Below are 23347 nucleotides of genomic sequence, written 5' to 3'. Positions count from 1 at the left end.
CGCGCTACCGGTCGGCGGCCTGCGCCGCCCCGGCGGGGCCCGCGGCGGCGTCACCGTCCGCGGAGTCCGGTACGTCCGCGGGCGTACCGGCCGGCGCGGACGCGCCGTCGGACGCGGGCGTACCGCCTGATGCGGACGCGTCGTCGGACCCGCCGGACGGCGCGGGCTCCGGTGCCGCGGCCGCGGAGCCGTTGCTCCCCGCCGCGCCCGTGCCCGCCTCGCCGTCCGTCCCGGTCGCGCTGATCGCGCGCCAGGCCGTGTCCGCCGCCTGCTGCTCCGCTTCCTTCTTGCTGCGGCCGGTGCCGGTGCCGTACGTGACACCACCGACGCGGGCGGCAGCCGTGAAGGTCTTCTCGTGATCCGGGCCGGTCTCGCTGACCAGGTACTCCGGCACGCCCAGTCCCCGGGCGGCCGTCAGCTCCTGCAGCGACGTCTTCCAGTCCAGCCCCGCCCCGAGGTTCGAGGACTTCTCGATCAGCGGGTCGAAGAGCCGGTGCACCAGCTCCGACGCCGCCTCCAGTCCCTTGTCCAGGTAGACCGCGCCGATCACGGCCTCCAGCGTGTCCGCGAGGATCGACGCCTTGTCCCGGCCGCCCGTCCCCTCCTCGCCCCGGCCGAGCCGGATGAACGCGCCCAGGTCGAGCCCGCGGCTGACCTCGGCGAGCGCACGCGAGTTGACCACCGCGGCCCGCAGCTTGGCCAACTGGCCCTCGGGCAGGTCGGGGTGGCCCCGGAACAGCGTGTCGGTGACCACCAGGCCGAGCACCGAGTCCCCGAGGAACTCGAGCCGCTCATTGGTGGGCAGACCGCCGTTCTCGTACGCGAACGAGCGGTGGGTGAGGGCGCGCACCAGAAGGGCGGGCTCGAGTTCGTACTCGAGCCGCCCTTCCAGGATCTTGGGGGACGAGGCTGTGTCGGCCGGCGCCTTCCGCGGCGTAGTGGCATCTGACATGAGCCTTCTCCCCGTCGCTCAGACCTCGAGGACCTGGCGGCGGTTGTACGTGCCGCAGTTCGGGCATGCGATGTGCTGCTGCTTCGGCTCGTGGCAGCGCTCGCATGCCACCAGGTGCGGGACCGCAGCCTTCCACTGCGACCGGCGGTGGCGCGTGTTGCTGCGCGACATCTTCCGCTTCGGAACGGCCACGGCTACTTCTCCTGCTTCTCGCCGGCGCCGTCGTCAGCGCCGCTCGTATCGTTCTTCTCGCCGTCCGAGACGGTCTCGGCGAGTCCCTGCAACGCCGCCCACCGGGCGTCGACGACGTCGTGCCGGTGGTCCGGGTCGTCCGCGAGCCGCGCCCCGCAGTCGGGGCAGAGGCCCGGGCAGTCCTCCCGGCACACCGGCTGCAGCGGCAGTGCGAGCACCACCGCGTCGCGCAGCTCCGGTTCGAGGTCGAACATGTCGTCCTCGAGGTACAGCGTCTCCTCCTCCGCGTCCGCCTCCTCGGCGTCCGCGCCGGAGCCGCCGCCGCGGGCCACACGGCCCCTGGCGTCGGTCTCCGGGTAGGAGTACAACTCCTGGATGTCCACTCGGAGCTCCTGCCCGAGCGGCTCCAGACACCTTACGCACTCGCCCGTCGCGCGTGCCCGGGCGGTGCCCGTGACGAGCACGCCCTCCATCACCGACTCGAGCCGCAGCTCCAGCTCGACGGGGTCGCCCTCCGGCACGCCCACCACCTCGTTGCCGAGGTCCTTGGGCGCCGGCACGGTGCGGGAGAGCCGCTTGAGCGTACCGGGACGACGGCCCAGGTCCCGTGTGTCGAACACGAGAGGGGCGCGGTGGTCCGGATGGGCTTTCAGGGCTTTCCTGCTTTCGTGCACCCTGCGCATGACGGGCAGGGACGGGCGCGGCGCGATACGGCGAGGGTCCAGAATACTTGAGACCCCGCCCAAGACCCAATCCGGGCGTCCGGCCGCGGCCGGTCCCGGCGGGTGCTCCCCGGCGGCTCAGCGGCCGCGGTCGTCGTACTGCCTGAGCTGCTCCAGGTCGATCATGCTGGTGTCGAAGAGGCTGGTCTCGTCCAGCGCGGCGGGCGCCGGGGTGTAGCCGCCCTGCTGCGGCAGGTGCGCGTCAGTGTGGCCGTACGGCATCTGCTGCCCGGCGTCCGGGTACGCGCCGGCCGGGGCCTGCTCCTGCTGCCCGGCCTGCTGCGCCCAGCCGTAGCCGGGCTCCGGCTGCTCGTAGCCCTGCTGGTAGCCCTGGCCGTAGCTCTGCGGGTAGTCCGGCTGCTCCGGCTGGGGGTAGCCGGCCTGGCCGTAGCCCTGCGCGGCGGTGACGTCGTAGTACGCGGCGGCCGGCTGCGGGGCGGCGTGCGGGGGCTGCTGCGCGGGGGCGGCGGGATCGCGGGGTCCCGCGGGGCGCCGGGGGCGGGCGCCGGGCCCGGGGGCGGGTCGGCCAGCTCGGCCAGCTCCGCGAGGTAGCTCTCGTCCGTCGTGCCCGTGTGCCCCGTGCCCGGCTGTCCGAAGGTCTCGCCGAGCTGGTCCGTGGGCCGGGCGCCCTGGAGCTTCTGCCGGCCGCGGCCGACCGCCTCCAGGGTCTTGGTGAGCACCGACTGGAACGCCTGGAACTGCGCCTCGACGTACGTGTCCGCGCGCCTGCGCTGCTCCTGCGGGTCGGCGCTGCGCTCGGGCGCCTCGCCCGCCGGGTCCTGCCCCGCCTCGAAGCCCTGCGGGTCGTCGTACCCGGGGGCGCGGCCCAGCAGCTTGTCCCGGCCGCGGTCGACCGAGCCGATGGTCTTGGTGAGGACGACCTCGAAGTTGGCGAGCTTGCTGTCGACGTAGTCGTCGGCCTCGGCGCTGATCTGCTCGGCCTCCTGGCGGGCCTCGCCCAGGATCCGGTCGGCCTCGGCCTGGGCGTGCCGGGCGACCTCGGTGTCGGAGATCAGCGCGTTGCGCCGGTTCTGCGCCTCGTCGAGGATCTGCTCGGCCTCGCGGCGTGCCTCCTCGACCAGTTGCTCGCGCCCGCCGAGCAACTGCTGCGCCTGGGCGAGCGACCCGGGCAGTGCCTCGCGCACCTCGTTCAGCATGCCGAGCAGCTCGGCGCGGTTGACCACGCACGACGCCGACATGGGCATGGACCGCGCGCCCTGGAGGGCCTCCGCGATCTCGTCGAGCTTTCTCTGCACGTCCATGGGGAAAGACTCTACGGCGCCCGGCTAGGACTTGGTGAGGCGTTCGCCGAGTGCCCGGTTGACAACCGGGGGTACGAGGTGGGATACGTCGCCGCCCCAGGTGGCCACCTCTTTGACCAGGCTGGAGGAGAGGAAGCTGTAGGTCGGGTTGGTGGGGACGAAGAGGGTCTCCACGCCCGACAGGCCGTTGTTCATCTGGGCCATCTGCAGCTCGTAGTCGAAGTCGCTGACGGCGCGCAGCCCCTTGACGATGGCGGGGATGTCGCGCTCCTTGCAGTAGTCCACGAGGAGGCCGTGGAAGCTCTCGACCTCCACGTTGCCGTACTCCGTCGTGCACTGGCGGATGAGGTCCATCCGCTCCTCGACGGTGAACATGCCTTTCTTCGACTTGTTGATCATCACGGCGACGTGCACGACGTCGTAGAGCTTCGAGGCCCGGGCGATGATGTCGAGATGCCCGTTGGTGATGGGGTCGAAGGACCCCGGACAGACGGCGCGGCGCAACGGAGGTTCCTCGCTCTCGGTTCCGGTCGTGAGGGTCATGAGGGTGTGGGTGGCGGTCCAGGGTCGGGGGCGGGAGGGACGCGGCCGGTCATGGGGCCGGTGAGGCGGCGCGACCGTACCAGAGCGTGCCTTCGCCGTAGCGCCTGGCCCGCAGCCCCTCGAACCCGTCGGGCCAGGGGAATTCGCCTCCTCGGGTGCTGCGCTCCACGGTGGCGAGCGCGCCCGGTGACAGCCAGTCGTGGGCACGGAGTGTGACGAGTATCTCGCCCACGGCCGCGTCCTCCACCTCGTACGGGGGGTCGAGGAAGACCACGTCGTACGGGTCGGGGGGCGGCGGCCCGGCGACGACCTGCTCGGCGCGGGCGGCGCGCACCTCGGCGCCGGGCAGGCCCAGGGCGCGGACGTTCCGCCGGATGACGCGGGCGGCGCGGGCGTCGGCCTCGACGAGCAGCGCGTGCGCCGCGCCGCGGGAGAGCGCCTCCAGGCCGACGGCGCCGGAGCCGCCGTACAGGTCGAGGACGCGCAGTCCTTCGAGCGGGCCGAGGAGGGCCTGCCAGGTGGAGAAGAGACCCTCGCGGGCGCGGTCGGACGTGGGCCGGGTGCCGGTGCCGGGCGGCACGGCCAGGCGCCGCCCGCCGGCGGTGCCGGCGATCACGCGGGTCATGGCTGCTGGGTGTCCTTGTCCTCACGGGCGCTGTCCGTCCCACGATATGCCTCCGGGGTGACGGGCGCGGTGCCGCCCGGTGGCGCGCGGGCGGCGGGGCACGCGCCACTCGCACCGCCCGCCCCCGCGGAGCCCCGCCGCGGGGGCCGTGTCAGCCCTTGTCGAGGAACTGCTCCCGTTCGTCGTCCAGCAGGCTCGCCAGCGCGCCGCGCAGCTCCGGGTACGCGGTCAGTTCGGGGTCCTCGGCCACGATCGCCGCGGCGGCGTCCCGGGCCTCGGCGATGACGTCCTCGTCGTCGATGACCGTGAGCATCCTGAGGCTGGAGCGGGCCCCGGACTGCGCCTGGCCCAGGACGTCGCCCTCGCGGCGCTGCTCCAGGTCGATACGGGAGAGCCGGAAGCCGTCCTGCGTGGCGGCGACCGCGTCCAGCCGGGTCCTGGCGGGCGTGCCCTCCGGCATCTCGGTGACCAGCAGGCAGAGCCCGGCGGCCGCGCCGCGGCCGACCCGGCCGCGCAACTGGTGCAACTGGGAGACGCCGAAGCGGTCGGCGTCCATGATGACCATGACGGTGGCGTTGGGGACGTTGACGCCGACCTCGATGACCGTGGTGGCGACCAGCACGTCCACCTCGCCGGCCGCGAACCGGCGCATCACGTCGTCCTTGGCGTCCGGCTGCATCCGGCCGTGCAGCACCTCGACCTTCAGCCCGGCCAGCGGCGCCCCGGGGGCGGCGGAGAGCTGGGCGGCGACGTCGAGGACCGCCAGCGGCGGCCGCCTCTCCGCCTCGTCCTCCGGCGACGGCGCCTCCTTCGCGCCCTTCCCGCCCTTCGCCCCCTTTCCGCTCTTGCCGCTCTTGCCGCCCGTGGGCTCCGTCTCCTCCGCGGAGTCGCCGATGCGCGGGCAGACGACGTACGCCTGGTGCCCGCCCTCGACCTCCTCGCGCACCCGCTCCCAGGCGCGGGAGAGGAAGTGCGGCTTGTCGGCCGCCGGCACGACGTGGCTGGCGATCGGCGAGCGGCCGGCCGGGAGCTGGTCGAGCACGGAGGTCTCCAGATCGCCGAAGACCGTCATGGCGACCGTACGCGGGATGGGCGTGGCGGTCATGACCAGCAGGTGCGGCGTGCGCTTGTCGTCCCCGCGGTTGCCCTTCGCGCGCAGCGCGTCCCGCTGCTCGACGCCGAAGCGGTGCTGCTCGTCGACCACGACCAGGCCCAGGTCGTGGAAGTGCACCTTGTCCTCGATCAGCGCGTGCGTCCCGACGACGATCCCGGCCTCGCCCGTGGCCAGGTCGAGCAGCGCCCTGCGGCGGGCCGCCGCGCCGGAGGAGCCGGTGAGCAGCTCGACCTTCGTGCCGTGCTCGGCGCCGCCGAGGAGGCCGGCCTCGGCCAGCTCGCCCATCATCTCGGTGATCGAGCGGTGGTGCTGCTGCGCCAGCACCTCGGTCGGGGCGAGCATCGCGGCCTGCCCGCCCGCGTCCACCACGGCGAGCATCGCGCGCAGCGCCACCAGCGTCTTGCCGGAGCCCACCTCGCCCTGGAGCAGCCGGTGCATGGGGTGGTCGGTGGCCAGGTCGGCGAAGATGTCGGCGGAGACCCGCTGCTGGCCCTCGGTGAGGGTGAACGGCAGCCGGGCGTCGAAGTCCGCGAGCAGCCCCCCGGCGGGCGCCACCCGCGGCACCGCGGGCAACTGCCCGTCGGCGTGCCGCCGCCGGGCCAGGGCCACCTGGAGGACGAACGCCTCGTCCCACTTCAGCCGGTCCCGGGCCGCCCACAGATCGGCCTTGGTCTTCGGCCGGTGCACCTTCAGCAGCGCCTCCCGCAGCGGTACGAGCCCCCGCTCGGCCCGCAGCGCCGCGGGCAGCGGGTCGGCGACGCCCTCCCAGCCCGTGGCCTCCAGCCCGTCCAGCACGGTGTCGACGGCCTGCTGGAGCTGCCAGGAGGCGAGCTGCCGGCACGCCGGGTAGAGCGGGAGGAGCTTGCCCGCCCACTCGTCGGCCTCGGCGTCGGCGCCCGCGCCGTCCTTGCCGGAGAGCGGCTTGTAGTCGGGGTGGGCGAGCTGGCGCTTGCGGTTGAAGACGGTGACCTTGCCGGCGAAGAGGGCGCGCCGGCCGGGCAGCAGCTCCTTCTGCGGGTGGTACGCGCCGCGCCCGAAGAAGACGAGGGTGAGCCGGCCGCTGCCGTCGGTGATGACCACTTCCAGCCGGCGCCCCCGGCCCGTACCGAGCATGGCGGCCTTCTCCACCTGCGCGACGACGGTGACGTGCTCGTCGATCTCCAGGTCGGCCAGGCGCGTCAGCTCCCCGCGCTCGGCGTACCGCCGGGGGTAGTGGTGCAGCAGGTCTCCGGCCGTGTGCAGATCCAGGTGCTCCGCCATGGCCTTGGCGGTCCGGTCTCCGACGGCCGTCTTCAGGGGCTCTTCCAGCACGGACACGCGTCCATTGCACACCATCGGGCCGACAGAGCGTGGAAACCCCTGGTAACCCGGGCCCGCGCGGTCCTACGATGGTCCGCCTCGAACTCCCCTTCGCGATCACCGACGCCGATCGGGATCGCCCGACCCGCGCCGCCCCTTCCACCCCCTGCCGGCGCTCCAGAGATGACATCTGAGAACGCTGCGCCCGCCTCGTCCCACACCTTCCAGGTCGACCTGCGCGGCCTGGTGGACCTGCTCTCCCACCACCTCTACTCCAGTCCGCGGGTCTATCTCCGCGAACTGCTGCAGAACGCCGTCGACGCGGTCACCGCCAGGCGCGCGGCCGACCCCGGCGCGCCGGACCGGATCCGGCTGTACCCGCGGGACGGCGACGGCGCCGGGCTGCGCGTCGAGGACAGCGGGGTGGGGCTCACCGAGGCGGAGGTGCACGAGCTGCTCGCCACCATCGGCCGCAGCTCCAAGCGCGAGGGGGGCCTGGAGTCCGTGCGGGCCGGGTTCCTGGGCCAGTTCGGCATCGGGCTGCTGGCCTGCTTCCTGGTCGCGGAGCGGATCCGGGTGGTCAGCAGGTCGGCGCGGGAGCCCGGGGCGCCGCCGGTGGAGTGGACGGCCGCCGGCGACGGTTCGTACACGGTACGGACCCTCCCCCCGGCCGCCCGCCCCGAGCCCGGCACCACCGTGCACCTGACGGCGCGGCCCGGCTGCGCCGAGTGGTTCGAGCCGGCCCGCGTCGCCGGCCTGGCCCGCGACTTCGGCTCGCTCCTGCCGTACGACGTGCGCGTGGACGAGACGCCGGTCACCGAGCTGCCCGCGGTCTGGGACCGCCCGTACCCGAGCCCGGCCGCCCGCCGGGTGGCGCTCGCGGCCCACTGCCGGGACGTCTTCGGCTTCACCCCGCTCGACGCCGTCGAGCTGGACGTACCGCTCGCGGGCGTACGCGGGGTCGCGTACGTGCTGCCGTCCGCCGTCAGCCCCGCCCAGCGCGCCGGGCACCGCGTGCATCTGAAGGGCATGCTGCTCACCGCGCGCGCCGAAGGGCTCCTGCCCGACTGGGCGTTCTTCGTCCGCTGCGTCGTCGACACGGACAGCCTGCGCCCGACCGCATCGCGGGAGGCGCTGTACGAGGACGAGACGCTGCTGGCCGTACGGGAGGCGCTCGGCGGGGCCGTACGCGACTGGCTGACCTCGCTGGCCACCGGCGACCCCGACCGGCTCACGCAGTTCCTCTCCGTGCACCACCTGGGCGTGAAGTCGCTGGCCCGGCACGACGAGGAGATGCTGCGCACCATGCTGCCGTGGCTGCCCTTCGAGACCACCGACGGGCAGGTGTCGCTGGCGGAGTTCGCGCAGCGCCACCCGGTGGTGCACTTCACCCGCAGCGTGGAGGAGTTCCGGCAGGTCGCGCCGATCGCCTCCGCGCAGGGCATCGGCGTCGTCAACGGCGGCTACACCTACGACGCGGAGCTGGTCGAGCTGCTGCCGCGGGTACGCCCCGGCACCGCGGTCGCCGAGCTGGACCCGGACACCGTCACCGCCCACCTGGACGGCGTCGACGCGGCCGAGGAGCTGGCCCTGTCCGGCTTCCTCGGCGTCGCCCGCGCCCGCCTCGACCCGCTCGCCTGCGACGTCGTGCTCCGCGCCTTCCATCCGCTGACGGTGCCCGCGCTCCACCTCGACGACCGCGCCGCCCGGCACGAACGGGCCCGCGCGGACGAGGCGGAGCAGGCCGACGAGCTGTGGGCGGACATCCTCGGCAGCCTGCGCGGCGGCGCGCCGCGCGCCCGGCTCGTCCTCAACCACCGCAGCCCGCTGGTGCGCAGGATCAGCACGCTGGGCGCTCCCGAGCTGGTCGGCAGCGCGGTCGAGGCGCTGTACGGGCAGGCGCTGCTGATGGCGCAGCGCCCGCTGCGCCCCGCCGACTCGGCGCTGCTCAACCGGGCGTTCGCCGGCCTGCTGGAGTGGGCGACGCACCCGCCGGGGGCCGCGGACCCCGCGGCCGGCGCCCCCGGCACCGGTGAGGAGGACGGCCGATGAGCACGGACGCCCCCGCCCCCTCCCCCGCCGGGCCTCCCGCCGACATCGTCGCCTTCCGCCAGGCGATGCACGACAACGCGCGGGAGCCGGAGGGCCCCGGCCGCAACGCGGGCGCGGAGCGGCTCCTCGCCGAGGCGGAGCGGACCGGCCGCGCGGCGTTCGTCGTCGAGGGCCTGATCCACCTGCTGCAGACGTACAACTTCAGCTCCGAGCAGGACAAGATGTTCGTCCCCTTCGCGCGGCTGCTGCGCATGTGGGACGAGCGTCCGGAGGACTTCGACGAGGAGGACACCCACCGGCTGTTCTGGATGTTCAAGTGGGTCTCCTCGGGGATGACCGACCAGCCGCACATCCCGCTGGCGGCGATGGAGAAGTGGCTCGCCGAGATGGAGCGCCGCTACCGCCTCGCGGGCCACAGCGAACGCGCCGTGCGGCAGGCCGAGTACCACATCGCCGAGCACGTCGGCGACGACGCGCGCGCCGCCCGCGCGTACGCCGCCTGGCGCGCCGCGGAGCGCGACGTCATGAGCGACTGCCACGCCTGCGAGCTGCGCGGCCAGGGCGGTTGGGAGGCGGGGCACGGGGACGACGCCGCCGCGCTCGAGCTGTGGGCTCCGGTGCTGGGGGGCGTGCACACCTGCGCGCACGAGCCGCACGCCACGCTCGCGGAGTCGCTCCTGCCCCTGCTGCGGCTGGGCCGCGTCGACGAGGCGCGGGCCAACCATCTGCGCGGGCACCGGATGGTGCGGCGGATGGAGAGCATGCGGTTCGCGTTCGCGCGGCACGTGGAGTTCTGCGCGCTGACGGGCAACGAGGCGCGGGGCCTGGAGCTGCTGGCGGAGCGGCCCGCCTATCTGACCGACCGGGGCGAGCCGTCGAGTCTGATGGCGTACCTGGCGGTGACGACGCTGCTGACACGGCGGCTGGCGGACCTCGGCCTGGGCGCGGAGCCGGTGGTGGGCCCGCCGGGGGCCGGGGAGCCCGGGCGGGAGTGGACGGTCGCGGAGCTGGGGGCGTACGCGGAGCGCGAGGCGCTGGCGCTCGCCGGCCGCTTCGACGCGCGCAACGGCACGGCGGCGGTGTCCTCGGGCGTACGCGAGCGGATGGCGCGCGAGCCGCTGACGGAGCGGCTGCCGCTGGGGTTGCGCGTGGGCCGGCCGGTGCGCCGGTCCGCGGCTTCCGCGGCCGGTGCCGCGGCGCCGCCCGCCACGGGGGCCCCTGCGGCACGGCCCGGGGTGGCGGAGCTGCTGGCGGCGGCCAGGGAGCTGACCCGGGCCCGCCGCCCCGACGCGGTACGGGCCTGGGCGGACGCGGCGCGCGCCGCGGCGGAGGCGGGCACCGAGCTGTCCGTACGCGACCGGGCGGAGGCCACCGCCCACCGCGCGATGCACCCGGACACCGCCGACGCCGAGGTCGCGGCCCTCCTCGGGACGGCGGCCGGACTCTTCGAGGCGGCGGGCGACCCGGGCCAGGCCGAGGTGGCGCGCGCCCGCGCGGCGTTCGCCCTCGCCCGCGAGGGGCGTACGGACGAGGCCCTGGCGGCGGTCGCGGAGCCCTGTACCCGGGCGCTGGCGCTGCACGCGGAGGGCCGCGCCACGGCGGCCGAGGCGGCGACGGCGCTGATCTGCCGGGCCCGTATCCACATCATGCGCGGCGACGGGGCTTCCGGCGCGCAGGACACCGCCGCGGCGGACGGCTCCGCCGCCGACGCGGTGGCCGCGGTGGCGGACTTCGCCGCGCCGTACGCGGACGATCCGCGCGTCGCGGGACGGATCGCCGAGACGTACGAGCTGCGGGCGGAACTCGCCGCCCGCCGCGGCGAGACGGAGCCCGCCGCGGCGCTGTACGCGCAGGCGGTCGACGGGTACGCCGCAGCGGGCGTGCCCTGGTACGCCGTACGGGCCCAGTCCGCGCTGGCCGGCCTCGCGTCCCGGCTCGGCGACCGCGAGACCGCGGAGCGCGCCGTGCGCGGGGCGCTGGAGCACAGCGCCCTGCACGCCCAGCCCGCCGGGCAGGCGGGCCTGCACCTGCAACTGGCCGACATCCTCTGCAACACCGGCCGCGACGGCGAAGGCGCCGAGCACCTGCTCGAAGCCGCCCTCTGGGCCGACGAGGCCGGCGACTCCGCCGGCACCGGCGCCTGGGCCCGCCACCACCTCGGCGGCGCCCTGCACCGCCTCGGCCGCGCGGCGGAGGCGGCGACGGTGCTGGAGGACGCGCTCGCGGACCTGGGCGCGGAACGGCACGGCGAAGGCGCCGTGGTGCAGACGCGCTGGTGGCTGGGCGACGCCCTGGGGCGGCTCGGGGAGCACCAGCAGGCGGCGGAGCAGTACCTGCTCGCCGCGGAGATCGCCGCGCACTGGCCCCGCGAGGGCGCCCGCGACCACGCGATGCTGGCGACGCTGGCCGCGCAGTCGCTGAGCACCGCGGACCTGGACACCCAGGCGGCCCGCGCCTACGAGCGCGCGGGCGCGCTCTGGCGGGACCTCGGCGACGTCCCGGCCCTGATCCGCACGCTCAGGTCCCGCGCCTGGCTGGCGCTCCGGCCGGAGCAGGAGGGCGCGGCGGCGGGCCGGGCGCTGATGGCGGAGGCGGAGCGGGAGCTGACGACGGCCCTGGCCGCGGACGCCACGGATGCGCAGGGACCGGCCGAGGACGGGAGCCCGGTCCGGGAAGCCGCGGTCCCCGCTCCCGGCGCGCCGCCGGAGGGCGGCGATCCGGTACGGCGCGGAGCCGCCCCGGGCACCGGCCGCGCCCCCGTCCGCGGCGGGCGCCGCGACGTCCTGCTCGCCGAACTCGCCGCCACGCACCGGCAGACCGGGGACCTGATCACCGCCGCCGTCGGCGGCACGCCGCACGACCCGGACGAATCCGGGGCCGAGGCCGCCCGTACCGCGTACGAAGAGGGCCTGGCGCACGTGGTACGCGCGGTGGCGGGCTTCGCCGATCTCGGCCCCGACTGCCGCGACGAGTACACCGGGGCCCAACTGCTCGCCGCCTGGCTGGAGGCCGACCTCGGCCGCCCCGAGGCGGCCGCGCGGCGGGCCCGGGCGGTGCTCGCCGCGTACGCGGACGACGACACCGCGGGCGGGACCGCGGAGTCCCGCCGCGACGAGGCCCGGGCGCTGCTGAACTACGCCGGGGCCGAGGCTGCCGGGGACTGATCGTCCGCCGCACCGCCATCCGGCGCTTGTGCGGCGGGCCCGGCGGCAGCGCCGCCGCCGGGCTCCGCGAGGGAGGCCCTCGTCCGCGGACACCCGGGCTACGGCGCCGCGGTCCCCGGCCGGGCGGTCCGCGCGCGAACGGACCGCGCGGCGCGGCCGCACGCTCCCCCGCCCGGACCGCGCAGCGCCGTTCCCGCTACTCCACCCCGATCAGCAGCGGTGCCGACTGGCTGCCGCCCTCGTACACCACCGTGTCCACCGCCAGGTGCCCGCTCCGTACGTGCGCCTCCAGGCGGGCGCCGAAGCCCCGGGGCAGGCCGGGGCCGAGTACCAGCGTGACCAGTTCGCCGCCGCCCGCCAGCATCCGGTCGAGCACCGCCTCCGCGGTCCCGGCGAGGTCGGCGCCGACCAGCGCCACGTCGCCCTCCACCACCCCGAGCACGTCGCCGGGGCGGCAGATCCCCGCCGTCGTCCACGCCTCCTGCTCCGCGACCGCCAGCTCCGCGTGCCGCGTGGCGCCCGCGGCGGCCGTCATCGCGACCACGTCCTCGTCGAACCGCCGCCCCGGGTCGTGCACCGCGAGCGCCGCAAGGCCCTGGACCGCCGCCCGCGTCGGGATGAGGGCCGCGCGCACGCCGGACGCGCGCGCCTCCTCCACCGCCACGGCCGCGGTGTGCCGCAACTCCGCGTCGTTCGGCAGCAGTACGACCTCCCGCGCGCCCGTCCGCCGCATCGCCTCTGCCAGCTCCCCGCTCGCGGGGAGCTCCCCCTCCCGTACGGTCACCACGCCCGCGCCCGCCTCCGCGCAGAGCGCCGCCAGCCCGTCGCCCGGCACGACGGCGACGACGGCCCGGCCCCGGGCCCGCCGCCGGCATCGCCGCGCGGGGGCGCGGCGGCGCCGGCCGGGAGGTGGGTGATCCGGATGCGGTACGGGCGGCCCGCCTCGACGCCCGCCTCGACGGCGGCACCGGCGTCGTCGACGTGCACGTGCACCCGCCACAGCCCGTCGCCGCCGACGACGACGAGGGAGTCCCCGAGCGCGTCGAGCCGCGGCCTGAGCCGGGCGACGGCGTCGTCGGCGGCCTCCAGCAGGTAGATCACCTCGTACGCGGGCCCGCCCCCGGCCGGCACCGGACAGGCGGCGTCGCCGCCCTCGTGGCGGGCGGTGGTCCTGCGGGAACCCGCCCCGCGGCCCGCCGGCCCTTCGGGCTCCAGCTCCGTGGGGCGCGCGGCACCGCTCAGCGCGTCGGCGAGCGTGCCCAGCACCGCCACCAGGCCCAGCCCCCCGGCGTCCACGACGCCCGCCCGGCGCAGCACGTCCAACTGCCCGGTCGTCGCGGCCAGCGCCTCCCGCGCGCCGTCGTACGCGGCCCTCGCCACCCGCGCCGCGTCGCCCGCGCCCGACCCCTCGGCCGCCGCCGCGGCGGCGTCGGCGACCGTCAGCATCGTGCCCTCGACCGGGTGCTCCACCGCCGCCCGGGCCGCGTCCGCCCCCGCCGCAGCGCGCCCGCCAGCAGCGCCCCGGCACCCGGGCCGGCACCCGGGCCGGAGCCGGTACCCGAGCCCGCGTCCGCCGCCACCACCGCGCCCGTCAGCCCCCGCAGCAGCTCCGCCAGGATCGTCCCCGAGTTGCCCCGCGCCCCGATCAGCGCCCCGTGCGCCATCGCCCGCAGCACGTCCGCCACCGCAGGCTCCACGCCGCCGCCGCTGCCCGCGGCCTCCGCCGCGAACGCCCCGTACACCGCGTCCACCGCCTGCGCCGCCGACTCCACCGTCAGGTACAGGTTCGTCCCGGTGTCGCCGTCGGCGACCGGGAAGACGTTGACCGCGTCGATCTCCTCCCGGCCGCGGCCCAGCGCCTCCAGGGCCAGGGCACACCAGGCCCGCACGGACGAGGCGTCGAGCACCTGCACAACCCCCTCGGAACGGACGACGGCACGGCCGGGTACGGTGTAGCGGCAGCGTAGCCGCTGGACCGGTGATTTCCTCCGCCGGGAAGCGCCGTAGTATGCTGCACAGGTTGCCCGGTCCCGTACCGGGCCTTCCTCCCCCGGCACGGCCGGCCTGCTCCTTCCCGGAGAAGGGCGCGCTGCCGGGTTCCGACCGTACGTGCATCAGAAGCTTGGAGTGACCCGTGGCTGCCAACTGCGACGTCTGTGGCAAGGGGCCGGGCTTCGGCAACAACATCTCCCACTCGCACCGCCGCACCCGCCGCCGCTGGAACCCCAACATCCAGCGGGTGCGCGCCGTGGTCGGGGGGACGCCGAAGCGCCTCAACGCCTGCACCTCGTGCATCAAGGCGGGCAAGGTCTCGCGCTGACGTAGCGCAGCCGCCCACGCACGGCGAGCCGGTCCACCCCGGGGTGGACCGGCTCTCTCGTGTCCGCGCGGCCCCACCGGGCCGTACGGAGAAGGGAGTTCCCGCCCGTACGGGGCACGCCCCCGGCCCGTACGGAACGGAGCCCCGGGGCCTACGCCCCGCGCCACCGCCAGCCGTGGTCCACGGGACCCGTCCCCGCCCCCAGCGGGAAGCCCGCGGCGATCGCCCCCGTGACGTACTCCTTCGCCGCCGCCACCGCCTCCGGCACCGCCCGCCCCCGCGCCAGATACGCGGCGGCGGCGCTCGCCAGCGTGCAGCCGGTGCCGTGGGTGTGCCGCACGGGGATCCGGGGGGCGCGCAGCCAGTGTTCCTCCGTGCCGTCCGTCAGCAGGTCCACGGCGCCCTCGTCCGCCGGCAGATGGCCGCCCTTGACCAGCGCCCAGCGCGGCCCGTACGCGAGCAGCGCCGCCGCCGCCCGCCGCATGTCCGTCTCGCCCGCCACCCGGATCCCGGTCAGCCACGCCACCTCGGCCAGGTTCGGGGTGACGACGGTCGCGACCGGCAGCAGCCGGGTCCGCACCGTGTCCAGCGCCTCGGCCGCCAGCAGCCGGTCGCCGTGGGTCGAGACCCCCACGGGGTCGACCACGACCGGCGCGGGCGTCCCCGCCAGCAGCTCCGCGACCGCCGCCACCGTCTCGGCACCCGCGAGCATGCCGGTCTTGACGGCCTGGACCCCGATGTCGTCGACGACGCTGCGGAACTGGCCGCGCACCGCGGCCACCGGCAGCGTCCAGCTGTCCTGCACCCCGAGCGAGTTCTGCGCGGTCACGGCGGTGACGACGCTCATGCCGTGCACACCGAGCGCGAGCATCGTCTTCAGGTCGGCCTGGATGCCCGCGCCGCCGCCGGAGTCGGAGCCGGCGACGGTGAGCGCCCGCGGCGGCGCGCTCGCGCCGCCCCCGCCGCCCGCCGGGCCCTCCGTGCCCGCCGGCTCAGCCACCGAAGTGGTCCCAGCCGGCCGCGCCCCGCCACGGCTCGCCGTCCACCGTCACCTGGGCCACCGCCGACGGCGCCTGCACCTCGCCGACGACCCGCCACCGCGCGGGCAGCTTCACCTGCGGCGGGAAGGTCGCCACGATCGCGTGGTCCTCGCCGCCCGTCAGCACCCACTGCAGCGGGTCCACGCCCACCGCCTTGCCGATGTCCGCCATCTGGCCGGGCACGTCGAGGGCCGCGGTGCGGACGTCGATACGGACCTTCCCCGCCTCCGCGACGTGGCCGAGGTCGGCCAGCAGCCCGTCGCTGACGTCCGTCATCGAGGTGGCGCCGAGCGCGGCCGCCGCCGGACCCGCCTGGTAGGGCGGTTCGGGGCGGCGGTGGGCCTCGACGAAGGCGCGGGGCGAGCGGAAGCCGCGGGCCAGCACCGCGTGGCCGGCCGCGGACCAGCCGAGCCAGCCGGTCACCGCCACCACGTCGCCGGGGCGGGCGCCGGCGCGGGTGACCGGCTCGTGGCCCTGCATGTCGCCGAGCGCGGTGATCGCGAGCGTGATGGCGTCGCCCCGTACGACGTCGCCGCCGACGACGGCGGCGCCGGCGACCTGGCACTCGTCGCGCAGCCCGTCCATCAGCTCCGCGGGCCAGGTGACGAGGAGGTCGGCGGGGACGACGAGGCCGAGGAGCAGGGCGGTGGGGACGGCGCCCATGGCGGCGATGTCGGCGAGGTTCTGGGCGGCGGACTTGCGGCCCACGTCGTACGCCGTGGACCAGTCGCGGCGGAAGTGCCGGCCCTCGATGAGCACGTCCGTGCTGGCCACGACCCGGCGGTCGGGGGCGCTGATGACCGCGGCGTCGTCCCCCGGCCCGATCCGTACCGCGGGCGTCGTGGTCAGCCGGGAGGTCAGCTCCCGGATGAGCCCGAACTCGCCCAGCTCCCCCACGGTGCCCTGGCCCTGCCCGTGGCCCCTCATCGGATCGCTCCTTCCGTCAACCCGGCGCCCGCGGTCTCGCCCGTCACGGCCGCTCCCGACCCTCCCGCGCCGGCCGGAGTACGCGATACGGTTGCGTCTCCTCTCCCATGATCCTCGAAGCCGCCCCTGGAGGTTCCGTGGTACAGGCTTACATCCTGATCCAGACCGAGGTCGGCAAGGCGTCGGCCGTCGCCGAAGTCATCGCCAAGATCCCCGGAGTGATCCAGGCCGAGGACGTGACCGGTCCCTACGACGTGATCGTGCGCGCGCAGGCGGACACCGTCGACGAGCTGGGCCGGCTCGTGGTCGCCAGAGTCCAGCAGGTGTCGGGGATCACCCGGACCCTGACCTGCCCGGTCGTCCATCTCTAGGCCCCCCGTATGCTCGGCCGGTGATGAGCACACCGTCCCGGCCGCCCCGCACCCCCCGGCGCCCCGGCGCCACGCACCGCGGCGCACGGAGCGAACGCCCCGCCCTGCACTTCCGCCCCACCCGGCCATACCGCTCCGCTCTCCGCCTGCCCGCCGCACTGCTGCTGCTCGCCGCCCCGCTCGCCTGTTCCGGTGGCGGCGGCGGCACGCCGCAGGTGGCCGTGCCGACCCCACAGGGGAAGGCCGTGGACCACTGCCGCGCGCTCGCCGACCGGCTGCCCGGCACCGTCGACGGCCAGAGTCGCCGCGAGACCGATCCGGTCTCGGCGCTCACCGCCGGGTGGGGTGACCCGGCCGTCGAGCTGCGCTGCGGCGTGCCCAGGCCGGAGGTGCTCACGCCCGGGAGTGAACACTACAACCCCACCGCCGACGCGGTGAGCGTGAACGGCGTCGACTGGCTCTACGAGGAGCTGGACGACGGGGCCCGCTTCACCACCACGCAGCGCAGGGCCTTCGTGGAGGTCACCGTGCCCGGGGCGTACGCGCCCGAGGTGAACGCGCTGACGGACCTGGCGGAGGCGGTCGACGAGACCGTGCCCGGCACGCTCTGACGCCCCCGCGGGCCCGGGACCGGTCACGGGCAACGGGCCGCGGGCCGCAGGGGGCTGCTAGCGCAGCCCCGTCGAGCGGCGCAGCGCCGCCTGGATGAGCCGGTCGACCAGCTCCGGGTAACTCACGCCGGACTCCTGCCACATCCGCGGGTACATCGAGATGGGGGTGAAGCCGGGCATCGTGTTGATCTCGTTGATCACGAAGCCGCCGTCGGCGGTGCGGAAGAAGTCCGCCCGCACCAGCCCCTCGCAGGAGCACGCCTCGAACGCGGCGACCGCCAGCCGCTGCACCTCGGCGGTCTCCTCCGCGGTGAGCGGCGCCGGCACGATCCCGGCGGCGGAGTCGATGTACTTGGCCTCGAAGTCGTAGAAGTCGTGGCTGGTGGTCGGCGGGATCTCGGCGGGCACGCTGGCCCGCGGCCCGTCCTCGAACTCCAGCACGCCGCACTCGATCTCGCGCCCCTCGACCGCCGCCTCCACGATGATCTTCGGGTCGTGCCGGCGCGCCTCGGCGAGCGCGTCCTCCAGCGCGCCGAGTTCGCCGACCTTCGTGATGCCGATGGACGAACCGGCCCGCGCGGGCTTCACGAACACCGGCCAGCCGTGGTCGGCGGCGAAGTCCACGATCTTCTTGCGGGCCGCCGCGCCCTCCTGCCCGGGGGCGCCCTGGTCCCACTCGCGCGGCCGGATCACGACGTACGGGCCGACCGGCAGCCCGTACGAGACGAAGACCCGCTTCATGTACTCCTTGTCCATGCCGACCGCGGAGGCCAGCACCCCGGAGCCCACGTACGGCACGCCGGAGAGGTCGAGCATGCCCTGCAGCGTGCCGTCCTCGCCGTACGGGCCGTGCAGCATCGGGAAGACGACGTCGACCTCGCCGAGCGCCTTGGGCACCTGCCCCGGCTCGGCGTAGACGACCTCGCGGCTGCCGGGGTCGGCGGAGAGCACGACGGCGCCGTCCTCGGCCTCCTCGTCGACCAGTTCCTCCACGCGCGGCACCTGGCGGTCGGCGATGGCCATCCGCGCGGGGTCGTCCGCGGTGAGGGCCCAGCGGCCGTCCGCGGTGATGCCGATGGGCAGCACCTCGTACTTGTCCCGGTCGATGGCGGCCATGACGGCGCCCGCGGTGACGACGGAGATGCCGTGCTCGGAGCTGCGCCCGCCGAAAACGACGGCGACGCGCGGCTTGCGGCCCTGGCTTTCGTAGGAGTGCTCGCTGCTCATCGCTCGCAGACTACCCGCTGCGCCGGGCGACGTCAGTGTCCCTCCGCCTTGGCGCTGCGCGACATCAGCTCCTTCAGCGCCACGAGCGGCGGCTTCCCGTCGTGCACGATGCTCACCACGGTCTCGGTGATGGGCATGTCGACGGCGTGTCTGCGGGCCAGATCGAGCACCGACTCACAGGACTTGACGCCCTCGGCGGTCTGCCTGGTGGCGGCGATGGTCTCGGCGAGCGTCATGCCGCGGCCGAGGTTGGTGCCGAAGGTGTGGTTGCGGGAGAGCGGCGAGGAGCAGGTGGCGACCAGGTCGCCCATGCCGGCCAGGCCCGCGAAGGTGCGCGGGTCGGCGCCGAGCACGCTGCCCAGGCGGGCGGTCTCGGCGAGGCCGCGGGTGATGAGCGACGCCTTGGCGTTGTCGCCGAGGCCCATGCCGTCGGCGATGCCGACCGCGAGCCCGATGACGTTCTTGACGGCGCCGCCGAGTTCGCAGCCGACGACGTCGGTGTTGGTGTACGGGCGGAAGTACGGGGTGTGGCAGGCGGTCTGCAGCCGGCGGGCCACCTCTTCGTCGGCGCAGGCGACGACGGCGGCGGCGGGCTGCCGGGCGGCGATCTCGCGGGCGAGGTTGGGTCCGGTGAGCACGGCGACCCGGCCGCGTACGCCGTCGGGACCGCCCGCGGGGCCCGCACCGGCGCCCTGCTTGGCGACGACCTCCTCGATGACCTCGCTCATGCGCTTGGCGGTGCCCAGCTCGACGCCCTTCATCAGGCTGACGAGTACGGTGCCGGGGTCGAGCAGCGGCGCCCAGTGCTCCAGGTTGCCCCGGAGGGTCTGCGACGGCACGGCGAGCACGGTGAACTCGGCGTCCCGGGCGGCCTCGGCGGGGTCGGCGGTCGCGGTGACCGCGTCGGGGAGGCGCACGCCCGGGAGGTAGTCGGGGTTCTCGCGGGTGGCGTTGAGGGCGTCGACGAGCGCGGCTCTGCGGCCCCACATCGTCACCCGGCAGCCGGCGTCGGCCAGCACCATCGAGAAGGCCGTGCCCCACGATCCGGTGCCGAAGACGGCGCAGCGCGTCACGAGTTCTCCTTACGGTCCGCGGAGCGGCGGCGCTGTTCGGCGCGTACGGTCTTCGGATCGAAGCGCTCCGCGGGCGCCTGCTCGCCGCGCAGCTCCTCCAGCAGGCGGGTGACGGCGTCCATGATGACCTCGGTGACCTCCGCGAGCACCTGCGGGGTGGGCTCCTTGCCGTAGAACTCCGACAGGTCCACCGGAGGCCCGGCGAGCAGGTGGAAGGTCTTGCGCGGGAAGGGCCGGGGCTTGCCGTACGGGGGCAGCAGCTCATTGGCGCCCCAGTGGGCGACGGGGATGACGGGCGCCCTGGTGACGAGCGCGACCCGGGCGGCGCCGGTCTTGCCCTTCATCGGCCACAGGCCGGGGTCGCGGGTGAGCGTCCCCTCGGGGTAGAACGCGACGCACTCGCCGTCCTCGACGGCTTTGACCGCGGCCCGGAATGCTTTGGAGGCGTCGGTCGACTCGCGGTAGACGGGAATCTGCCCGGTGCCGCGCATCACGGTGCCGACGACGCCCTTCTTGAACAGTCCGTCCTTCGCCAGGAACCGCGGCACACGGCCGGTGTTGTACTGGAAGTGGGCATAGAAGAACGGGTCGAGATACGAGTTGTGGTTGACGGCGGTGATGAATCCGCCGTCGGCCGGTATGTGCTCCGCGCCACGCCAGTCCCGCTTGACGAGCAGCCGCAGCGGGGGCTTGCAGATGGCCGCGACCAGCCGGTACCAGAAGCCGATCCTCCGCCGTGACACGGTCCTTTTCACCTTCCCGGTTTTTCTTCGGTGCGCGTTTCGTGGCCGAAACAGTCTGGCCCCGGGTCTCACGTCTGTCGAGAACACCGTACGCCCATGTGACCGGGCCGCCCCGCCGCGCGCGGCACGGTCAGGTGACAATGGGGCGTAACGACGATGACGAAACGCACGGCACCAGCGCAGACGGAACTCCCCGGCCGACCGGACCGGCGGCTGTGGCATGTCGTCGTACCGCTGAAGCCGCTCGCGCTGGCGAAGTCCCGGCTGGGCCCGGCGGCGGGCGAGCCGGGACGGGGCCGGCTGGCGCTGGCGTTCGCGCTCGACACGGTCGGCGCGGCACTCGGCTGCCCGGCGGTGGCCTCCGTCACGGTCGTCACCGACGACGCCGAGGCGGCGGGGCAACTGACGGCGGCGGGGGCGCGGGTCGTACCGGACGCACCGCGGGCGGGCCTGAACGCCGCGCTCGCGCACGGGGAGCAGCGGGTACGGGCGGCGGAGCCCGGCGCCGCCGTCGCGGCGCTCAACGCGGATCTGCCGGCGCTGCGCCCCGCGGAGCTGGCCCGGGTGCTCGCGGCGGCGGGCGGCGGCCGGGCGTTCCTGGCCGACGCCCCGGGGGTGGGTACGACGCTGCTGGCGGCGGACGCGGGAGCGGCGCTGGCGCCGGGGTTCGGGGTCGCGTCGCGGGCGCGGCACCTGGCGTCGGGGGCGCGGGAGATCGGGCTGCGCGGGGTGGACTCCGTGCGGCAGGACGTCGATACGGGCGCCGACCTGCGGGCGGCGCTGGCGCTGGGGGTGGGGCGGCACACGGCGGCGGCGCTGGACCGCCTGGCGGCGTGCGGCCGCGAGGTCCACGACCGGGACGAGGTCCACGACCGGGACGAGGTCCGCGACCGGGGCGGGGTCCGCGACCGGGAAGGGGTCCGCGAGCGGGAAGGGGTCCGGGGCCGGAACGGGGCCCCTGCCGGGTGCCCGGGGCACGCCCCGGGTACGCGGGCGGCGTCCGACGGCGTGTGCGGCTGAGCGCCGGCCGGTAACCTGCGGCGCATGCAGGCCACAGCGTTCACGTACGACCCGCAGACCCGCAGCGGCAGCGTGCTCCTCGACGACGGCACGCCGCTGCCCTTCGACGGCGCCGCGTTCGCGGCGGGCGGGCTGCGGCTGCTCAGGCCGGGGCAGCGGGTGCGGATCGAGACCGAGGGCGCGGGCGAGGAGCGCAGGATCGTCCTGGTGACGCTGCAGACCTTCTGAGGCCGCGGCCACGGGGCGCCGCGCGGTTGCGTACGGCGGCGCGCGGCCGGGCCCGGACATGCCGCGGGCCGGTCTCCCCGAGGGGAGCCGGCCCCGCTTGCGGACCCTGCGCCGGGTCCGTCATCGCTTCCTGGCAGTGGTCTTCTTCGCGGTGGTCCGCCGGCCGGCGGCCTTGCGGGCCGGCGCCTTCTTGGCGGTCGCCTTCTTCGCCGGGGCCTTCTTGGCCGACTTCTTGGCGGCCGTCTTCTTGGCGGCGGCCTTCTTCGCCGACGACTTCTTGGCCGTCGTCTTCTTCGCCGAGGACTTCTTGGCGGTGGTGGTCCTCTTCGCCGGCGCCTTCTTGGCCGCGGTCTTCTTGGCCGTGGTCTTCTTCGCGGTGGCCTTCTTGGCGGCGGCGGTGGCCTTCTTGGTGGCCTTCTTGGCGGCGGCCTTGGCGGTGGTCTTGGTGCCGCCGGACAGGCTGCCCTTCGGGGCCTTCTTCACGGCCGTGTCGTGCTTCGGCAGCCGCTTGGTGCCCGAGACGAGGTCCTTGAAGCCCTGGCCCGCGCGGAAGCGGGGCACGGAGGTCTTCTTGACCCGGACGCGCTCGCCGGTCTGCGGGTTACGGGCGTAGCGCGCCGGACGCTCCACCTTCTCGAAAGAGCCGAAGCCCGTGACCGATACACGCTCGCCGGAGACGACCGCACGAATGATCGCGTCGAGGACGGCGTCCACGGCGTCGGCGGCCTGCTGGCGGCCACCCATCTTGTCGGTAATAGCTTCAACGAGCTGGGCCTTGTTCACGTCTTCCCCTTCTGAGGCATTGATTGCCGGAACGAAATGTTCAAGCTTTTTCGCACGTTAGGCAGATATATACCGCAAATCAAAGGCAAAACGTCTCTCATCACCCTTGTGTCGCAACGGACTACCGCTGCGAGCGCGCGTCCAGCTCCCGGCGCAGCCGCTCCAGCCGCCTTGCGGCTCCGGCGAGATCGTGCTTCGCGGCACCCGTGATGGCGAGCAGGCGCCTTGTCAGCTCTGCCCGTTCGGCGTCCGTCGCGGCCACCTCGCGCACCTGGCGGTGGGCCTCCTTCAGCCCGGCGGCGACGGCCTCGTAGAGCGCGAGTTGGCCGTCGGGATCCATGCGCCGATTGTGTCATCTGCGGTGAGTTGTCGCTCGTCGGCATGCCAACGCGGCGGCGCGCAAAGCCCCGCGCCCGCCACCGGTCGGTGGCGGGCGCGGGGCCTCGGCTGGGGCGGAAACCGCCGGTCAGCCCTGTACGGTCTGCGGCTTGAACGCCGGCCGGGCCGCCTCGAAAGCGGCGATGTCGGCTTCGTACCGAAGGGTGATGCTGATGTCGTCGAGACCGTTCAGCAGCCGCCAGCGGGCGTTCTCGTCCAGCTCGAACGAGGCGGCGAACGCGGGCTCCCCCGGCGTACCGCCGGCGCGCACCTCCAGGGCCTGGAGGTCGACCGTCACCTCGGTCCGCGGGTCGGCCTCGGCCAGCTCCCACAGCCGCTCGACGTCCGCCTGCGGCAGCACGACGGTCAGCAGGCCGTTCTTGAGCGAGTTGCCGCGGAAGATGTCGGCGAAGCGGGACGAGACGACGGCCTTGAAGCCGTAGTTCTGCAGCGCCCACACGGCGTGTTCGCGGGACGATCCGGTGCCGAAGTCCGGGCCGGCCAGCAGCACGCTGCCGCCCCGGTACGCCGCGTCGTTCAGCACGAACTCCGGGTCCTTGCGCCACGCCTCGAAGAGGCCGTCCTCGAAGCCGTCCCGGGTGACCTTCTTCAGCCAGTGGGCCGGGATGATCTGGTCGGTGTCGACGTTGCTGCGGCGCAGCGGCACGGCGCGCCCGGTGTGGGTGGTGAAGGCTTCCATG

The 23347-nt window shown here is 75.2% G+C and carries 21 protein-coding genes and 2 pseudogenes; 7 read left to right on the top strand and 16 right to left on the bottom strand.

What is annotated here, in order from left to right; all coding sequences use genetic code 11:
• Positions 1 to 4: 4 nt before the first annotated feature.
• The 7 genes and pseudogenes from rnc to recG form a co-directional block, all read right to left on the bottom strand.
• A complete protein-coding gene (gene rnc / locus DMB38_RS27300; RefSeq protein WP_125937372.1) occupies positions 5 to 952 on the bottom strand; it encodes a ribonuclease III in 948 nt (315 codons plus the stop codon).
• Positions 953 to 970: 18 nt separating this feature from the next.
• A complete protein-coding gene (gene rpmF / locus DMB38_RS27295) occupies positions 971 to 1144 on the bottom strand; it encodes a 50S ribosomal protein L32 (protein ID WP_018844671.1) in 174 nt (57 codons plus the stop codon).
• 2 nt (positions 1145 to 1146) lie between these two features.
• On the bottom strand, positions 1147 to 1827 hold the full coding sequence (locus DMB38_RS27290; RefSeq protein WP_164716129.1) for a YceD family protein: 681 nt from the start codon (positions 1825 to 1827) through the stop codon (positions 1147 to 1149).
• A gap of 117 nt (positions 1828 to 1944) precedes the next feature.
• Positions 1945 to 3128 (bottom strand): annotated as a pseudogene (locus DMB38_RS27285) (ATP synthase F0 subunit B).
• Positions 3129 to 3152: 24 nt separating this feature from the next.
• Positions 3153 to 3632 carry a pantetheine-phosphate adenylyltransferase gene (gene coaD / locus DMB38_RS27280; protein WP_078898719.1) on the bottom strand — a complete coding sequence of 160 codons (480 nt, stop codon included), beginning with the start codon at positions 3630 to 3632 and terminating at the stop codon, positions 3153 to 3155.
• An 88-nt stretch (positions 3633 to 3720) separates the two neighbouring features.
• Positions 3721 to 4296 carry a 16S rRNA (guanine(966)-N(2))-methyltransferase RsmD gene (gene rsmD / locus DMB38_RS27275; protein ID WP_125937370.1) on the bottom strand — a complete coding sequence of 192 codons (576 nt, stop codon included), beginning with the start codon at positions 4294 to 4296 and terminating at the stop codon, positions 3721 to 3723.
• 151 nt (positions 4297 to 4447) lie between these two features.
• Entirely contained in the window at positions 4448 to 6727 is a 2280-nt protein-coding gene (gene recG / locus DMB38_RS27270) for an ATP-dependent DNA helicase RecG (RefSeq protein ID WP_125937369.1), read from the bottom strand.
• A gap of 165 nt (positions 6728 to 6892) precedes the next feature.
• Here recG and DMB38_RS27265 point away from each other — a divergent pair, with 165 nt between their 5' ends.
• Positions 6893 to 8761, top strand: a complete 1869-nt coding sequence (locus tag DMB38_RS27265) for an HSP90 family protein (protein WP_125937368.1) — start codon at positions 6893 to 6895, stop codon at positions 8759 to 8761.
• Positions 8758 to 11925: a tetratricopeptide repeat protein gene (locus tag DMB38_RS27260; protein ID WP_125937367.1), complete on the top strand. Its 3168-nt coding sequence runs from the start codon at positions 8758 to 8760 to the stop codon at positions 11923 to 11925. Before DMB38_RS27265 ends, DMB38_RS27260 begins: the two co-directional genes overlap by 4 nt.
• Before the next feature lie 196 nt (positions 11926 to 12121).
• Here the strand turns inward: DMB38_RS27260 and DMB38_RS27255 are convergent.
• Positions 12122 to 13838: pseudogene (locus tag DMB38_RS27255) on the bottom strand (DAK2 domain-containing protein).
• 221 nt (positions 13839 to 14059) lie between these two features.
• Here DMB38_RS27255 and rpmB point away from each other — a divergent pair.
• Positions 14060 to 14245, top strand: coding sequence for a 50S ribosomal protein L28 (gene rpmB, locus DMB38_RS27250; RefSeq protein ID WP_018839653.1), 186 nt, complete (start codon positions 14060 to 14062; stop codon positions 14243 to 14245).
• 151 nt (positions 14246 to 14396) lie between these two features.
• Here rpmB and thiD read toward each other — a convergent pair whose 3' ends face one another.
• Together thiD and DMB38_RS27240 are read right to left on the bottom strand one after the other, a co-directional pair.
• Positions 14397 to 15245, bottom strand: a complete 849-nt coding sequence (thiD, locus tag DMB38_RS27245) for a bifunctional hydroxymethylpyrimidine kinase/phosphomethylpyrimidine kinase (RefSeq protein WP_125937366.1) — start codon at positions 15243 to 15245, stop codon at positions 14397 to 14399.
• Positions 15238 to 16212 (bottom strand): thiamine-phosphate kinase, encoded by a 975-nt coding sequence (locus DMB38_RS27240; protein WP_125937365.1) that lies wholly within the window; start codon positions 16210 to 16212, stop codon positions 15238 to 15240. Before DMB38_RS27240 ends, thiD begins: the two co-directional genes overlap by 8 nt.
• Positions 16213 to 16349: 137 nt before the next feature.
• On the opposite strand from DMB38_RS27240, the gene DMB38_RS27235 reads away from it, so the two are divergent.
• Complete coding sequence (locus tag DMB38_RS27235) at positions 16350 to 16583, top strand: Lrp/AsnC ligand binding domain-containing protein (protein WP_018839656.1); 234 nt, start codon at positions 16350 to 16352, stop codon at positions 16581 to 16583.
• Positions 16584 to 16606: 23 nt separating this feature from the next.
• Positions 16607 to 17194: a DUF3515 domain-containing protein gene (locus DMB38_RS27230; protein ID WP_125937364.1), complete on the top strand. Its 588-nt coding sequence runs from the start codon at positions 16607 to 16609 to the stop codon at positions 17192 to 17194.
• Positions 17195 to 17251: 57 nt separating this feature from the next.
• Here the strand turns inward: DMB38_RS27230 and DMB38_RS27225 are convergent, their stop codons facing one another.
• From DMB38_RS27225 to DMB38_RS27215, 3 genes are read right to left on the bottom strand one after another with little or no spacing between them, the layout of a single operon-like run.
• Entirely contained in the window at positions 17252 to 18421 is a 1170-nt protein-coding gene (locus tag DMB38_RS27225; protein WP_125937363.1) for a D-alanine--D-alanine ligase family protein, read from the bottom strand.
• A gap of 32 nt (positions 18422 to 18453) precedes the next feature.
• Positions 18454 to 19494, bottom strand: coding sequence for an NAD(P)H-dependent glycerol-3-phosphate dehydrogenase (locus DMB38_RS27220; protein WP_125937362.1), 1041 nt, complete (start codon positions 19492 to 19494; stop codon positions 18454 to 18456).
• Entirely contained in the window at positions 19491 to 20237 is a 747-nt protein-coding gene (locus tag DMB38_RS27215) for a lysophospholipid acyltransferase family protein (RefSeq protein WP_125937361.1), read from the bottom strand. Before DMB38_RS27215 ends, DMB38_RS27220 begins: the two co-directional genes overlap by 4 nt.
• A gap of 156 nt (positions 20238 to 20393) precedes the next feature.
• On the opposite strand from DMB38_RS27215, the gene cofC reads away from it, so the two are divergent.
• A complete protein-coding gene (cofC, locus tag DMB38_RS27210; protein WP_240662495.1) occupies positions 20394 to 21257 on the top strand; it encodes a 2-phospho-L-lactate guanylyltransferase in 864 nt (287 codons plus the stop codon).
• Positions 21258 to 21281: 24 nt separating this feature from the next.
• Positions 21282 to 21485 (top strand): hypothetical protein, encoded by a 204-nt coding sequence (locus DMB38_RS27205; RefSeq protein WP_125937360.1) that lies wholly within the window; start codon positions 21282 to 21284, stop codon positions 21483 to 21485.
• Positions 21486 to 21605: 120 nt separating this feature from the next.
• Here DMB38_RS27205 and DMB38_RS27200 read toward each other — a convergent pair whose 3' ends face one another.
• The 3 genes from DMB38_RS27200 to leuD form a co-directional block, all read right to left on the bottom strand.
• Positions 21606 to 22268 carry an HU family DNA-binding protein gene (locus DMB38_RS27200; RefSeq protein WP_125937359.1) on the bottom strand — a complete coding sequence of 221 codons (663 nt, stop codon included), beginning with the start codon at positions 22266 to 22268 and terminating at the stop codon, positions 21606 to 21608.
• A 121-nt stretch (positions 22269 to 22389) separates the two neighbouring features.
• Entirely contained in the window at positions 22390 to 22608 is a 219-nt protein-coding gene (locus tag DMB38_RS27195; protein ID WP_125937358.1) for a hypothetical protein, read from the bottom strand.
• A 126-nt stretch (positions 22609 to 22734) separates the two neighbouring features.
• Positions 22735 to 23346, bottom strand: a complete 612-nt coding sequence (leuD, locus tag DMB38_RS27190; RefSeq protein ID WP_125937357.1) for a 3-isopropylmalate dehydratase small subunit — start codon at positions 23344 to 23346, stop codon at positions 22735 to 22737.
• Between the last annotated feature and the right edge of the window lies 1 nt (position 23347).

Source organism: Streptomyces sp. WAC 06738, assembly GCF_003945505.1.
Lineage (GTDB): Bacteria > Actinomycetota > Actinomycetes > Streptomycetales > Streptomycetaceae > Streptomyces.
Note: the sequence above shows the minus strand (reverse complement) of the source record. Positions and strands in the feature narration are given on the sequence as shown.

What these genes read in the sequence shown, in the direction of transcription:
- rnc (WP_125937372.1), bottom strand. Translation starts at nt 952, where the DNA reads ATGTCAGATGCCACTACGCCGCGGAAGGCGCCGGCCGACACAGCCTCG.
- DMB38_RS27290 (WP_164716129.1), bottom strand. Translation starts at nt 1,827, where the DNA reads ATGCGCAGGGTGCACGAAAGCAGGAAAGCCCTGAAAGCCCATCCGGAC.
- rsmD (WP_125937370.1), bottom strand. Translation starts at nt 4,296, where the DNA reads ATGACCCGCGTGATCGCCGGCACCGCCGGCGGGCGGCGCCTGGCCGTG.
- DMB38_RS27265 (WP_125937368.1), top strand. Translation starts at nt 6,893, where the DNA reads ATGACATCTGAGAACGCTGCGCCCGCCTCGTCCCACACCTTCCAGGTC.
- DMB38_RS27260 (WP_125937367.1), top strand. Translation starts at nt 8,758, where the DNA reads ATGAGCACGGACGCCCCCGCCCCCTCCCCCGCCGGGCCTCCCGCCGAC.
- DMB38_RS27240 (WP_125937365.1), bottom strand. Translation starts at nt 16,212, where the DNA reads ATGAGGGGCCACGGGCAGGGCCAGGGCACCGTGGGGGAGCTGGGCGAG.
- DMB38_RS27230 (WP_125937364.1), top strand. Translation starts at nt 16,607, where the DNA reads ATGAGCACACCGTCCCGGCCGCCCCGCACCCCCCGGCGCCCCGGCGCC.
- DMB38_RS27225 (WP_125937363.1), bottom strand. Translation starts at nt 18,421, where the DNA reads ATGAGCAGCGAGCACTCCTACGAAAGCCAGGGCCGCAAGCCGCGCGTC.
- cofC (WP_240662495.1), top strand. Translation starts at nt 20,394, where the DNA reads ATGACGAAACGCACGGCACCAGCGCAGACGGAACTCCCCGGCCGACCG.
- DMB38_RS27205 (WP_125937360.1), top strand. Translation starts at nt 21,282, where the DNA reads ATGCAGGCCACAGCGTTCACGTACGACCCGCAGACCCGCAGCGGCAGC.
- DMB38_RS27195 (WP_125937358.1), bottom strand. Translation starts at nt 22,608, where the DNA reads ATGGATCCCGACGGCCAACTCGCGCTCTACGAGGCCGTCGCCGCCGGG.
- leuD (WP_125937357.1), bottom strand. Translation starts at nt 23,346, where the DNA reads ATGGAAGCCTTCACCACCCACACCGGGCGCGCCGTGCCGCTGCGCCGC.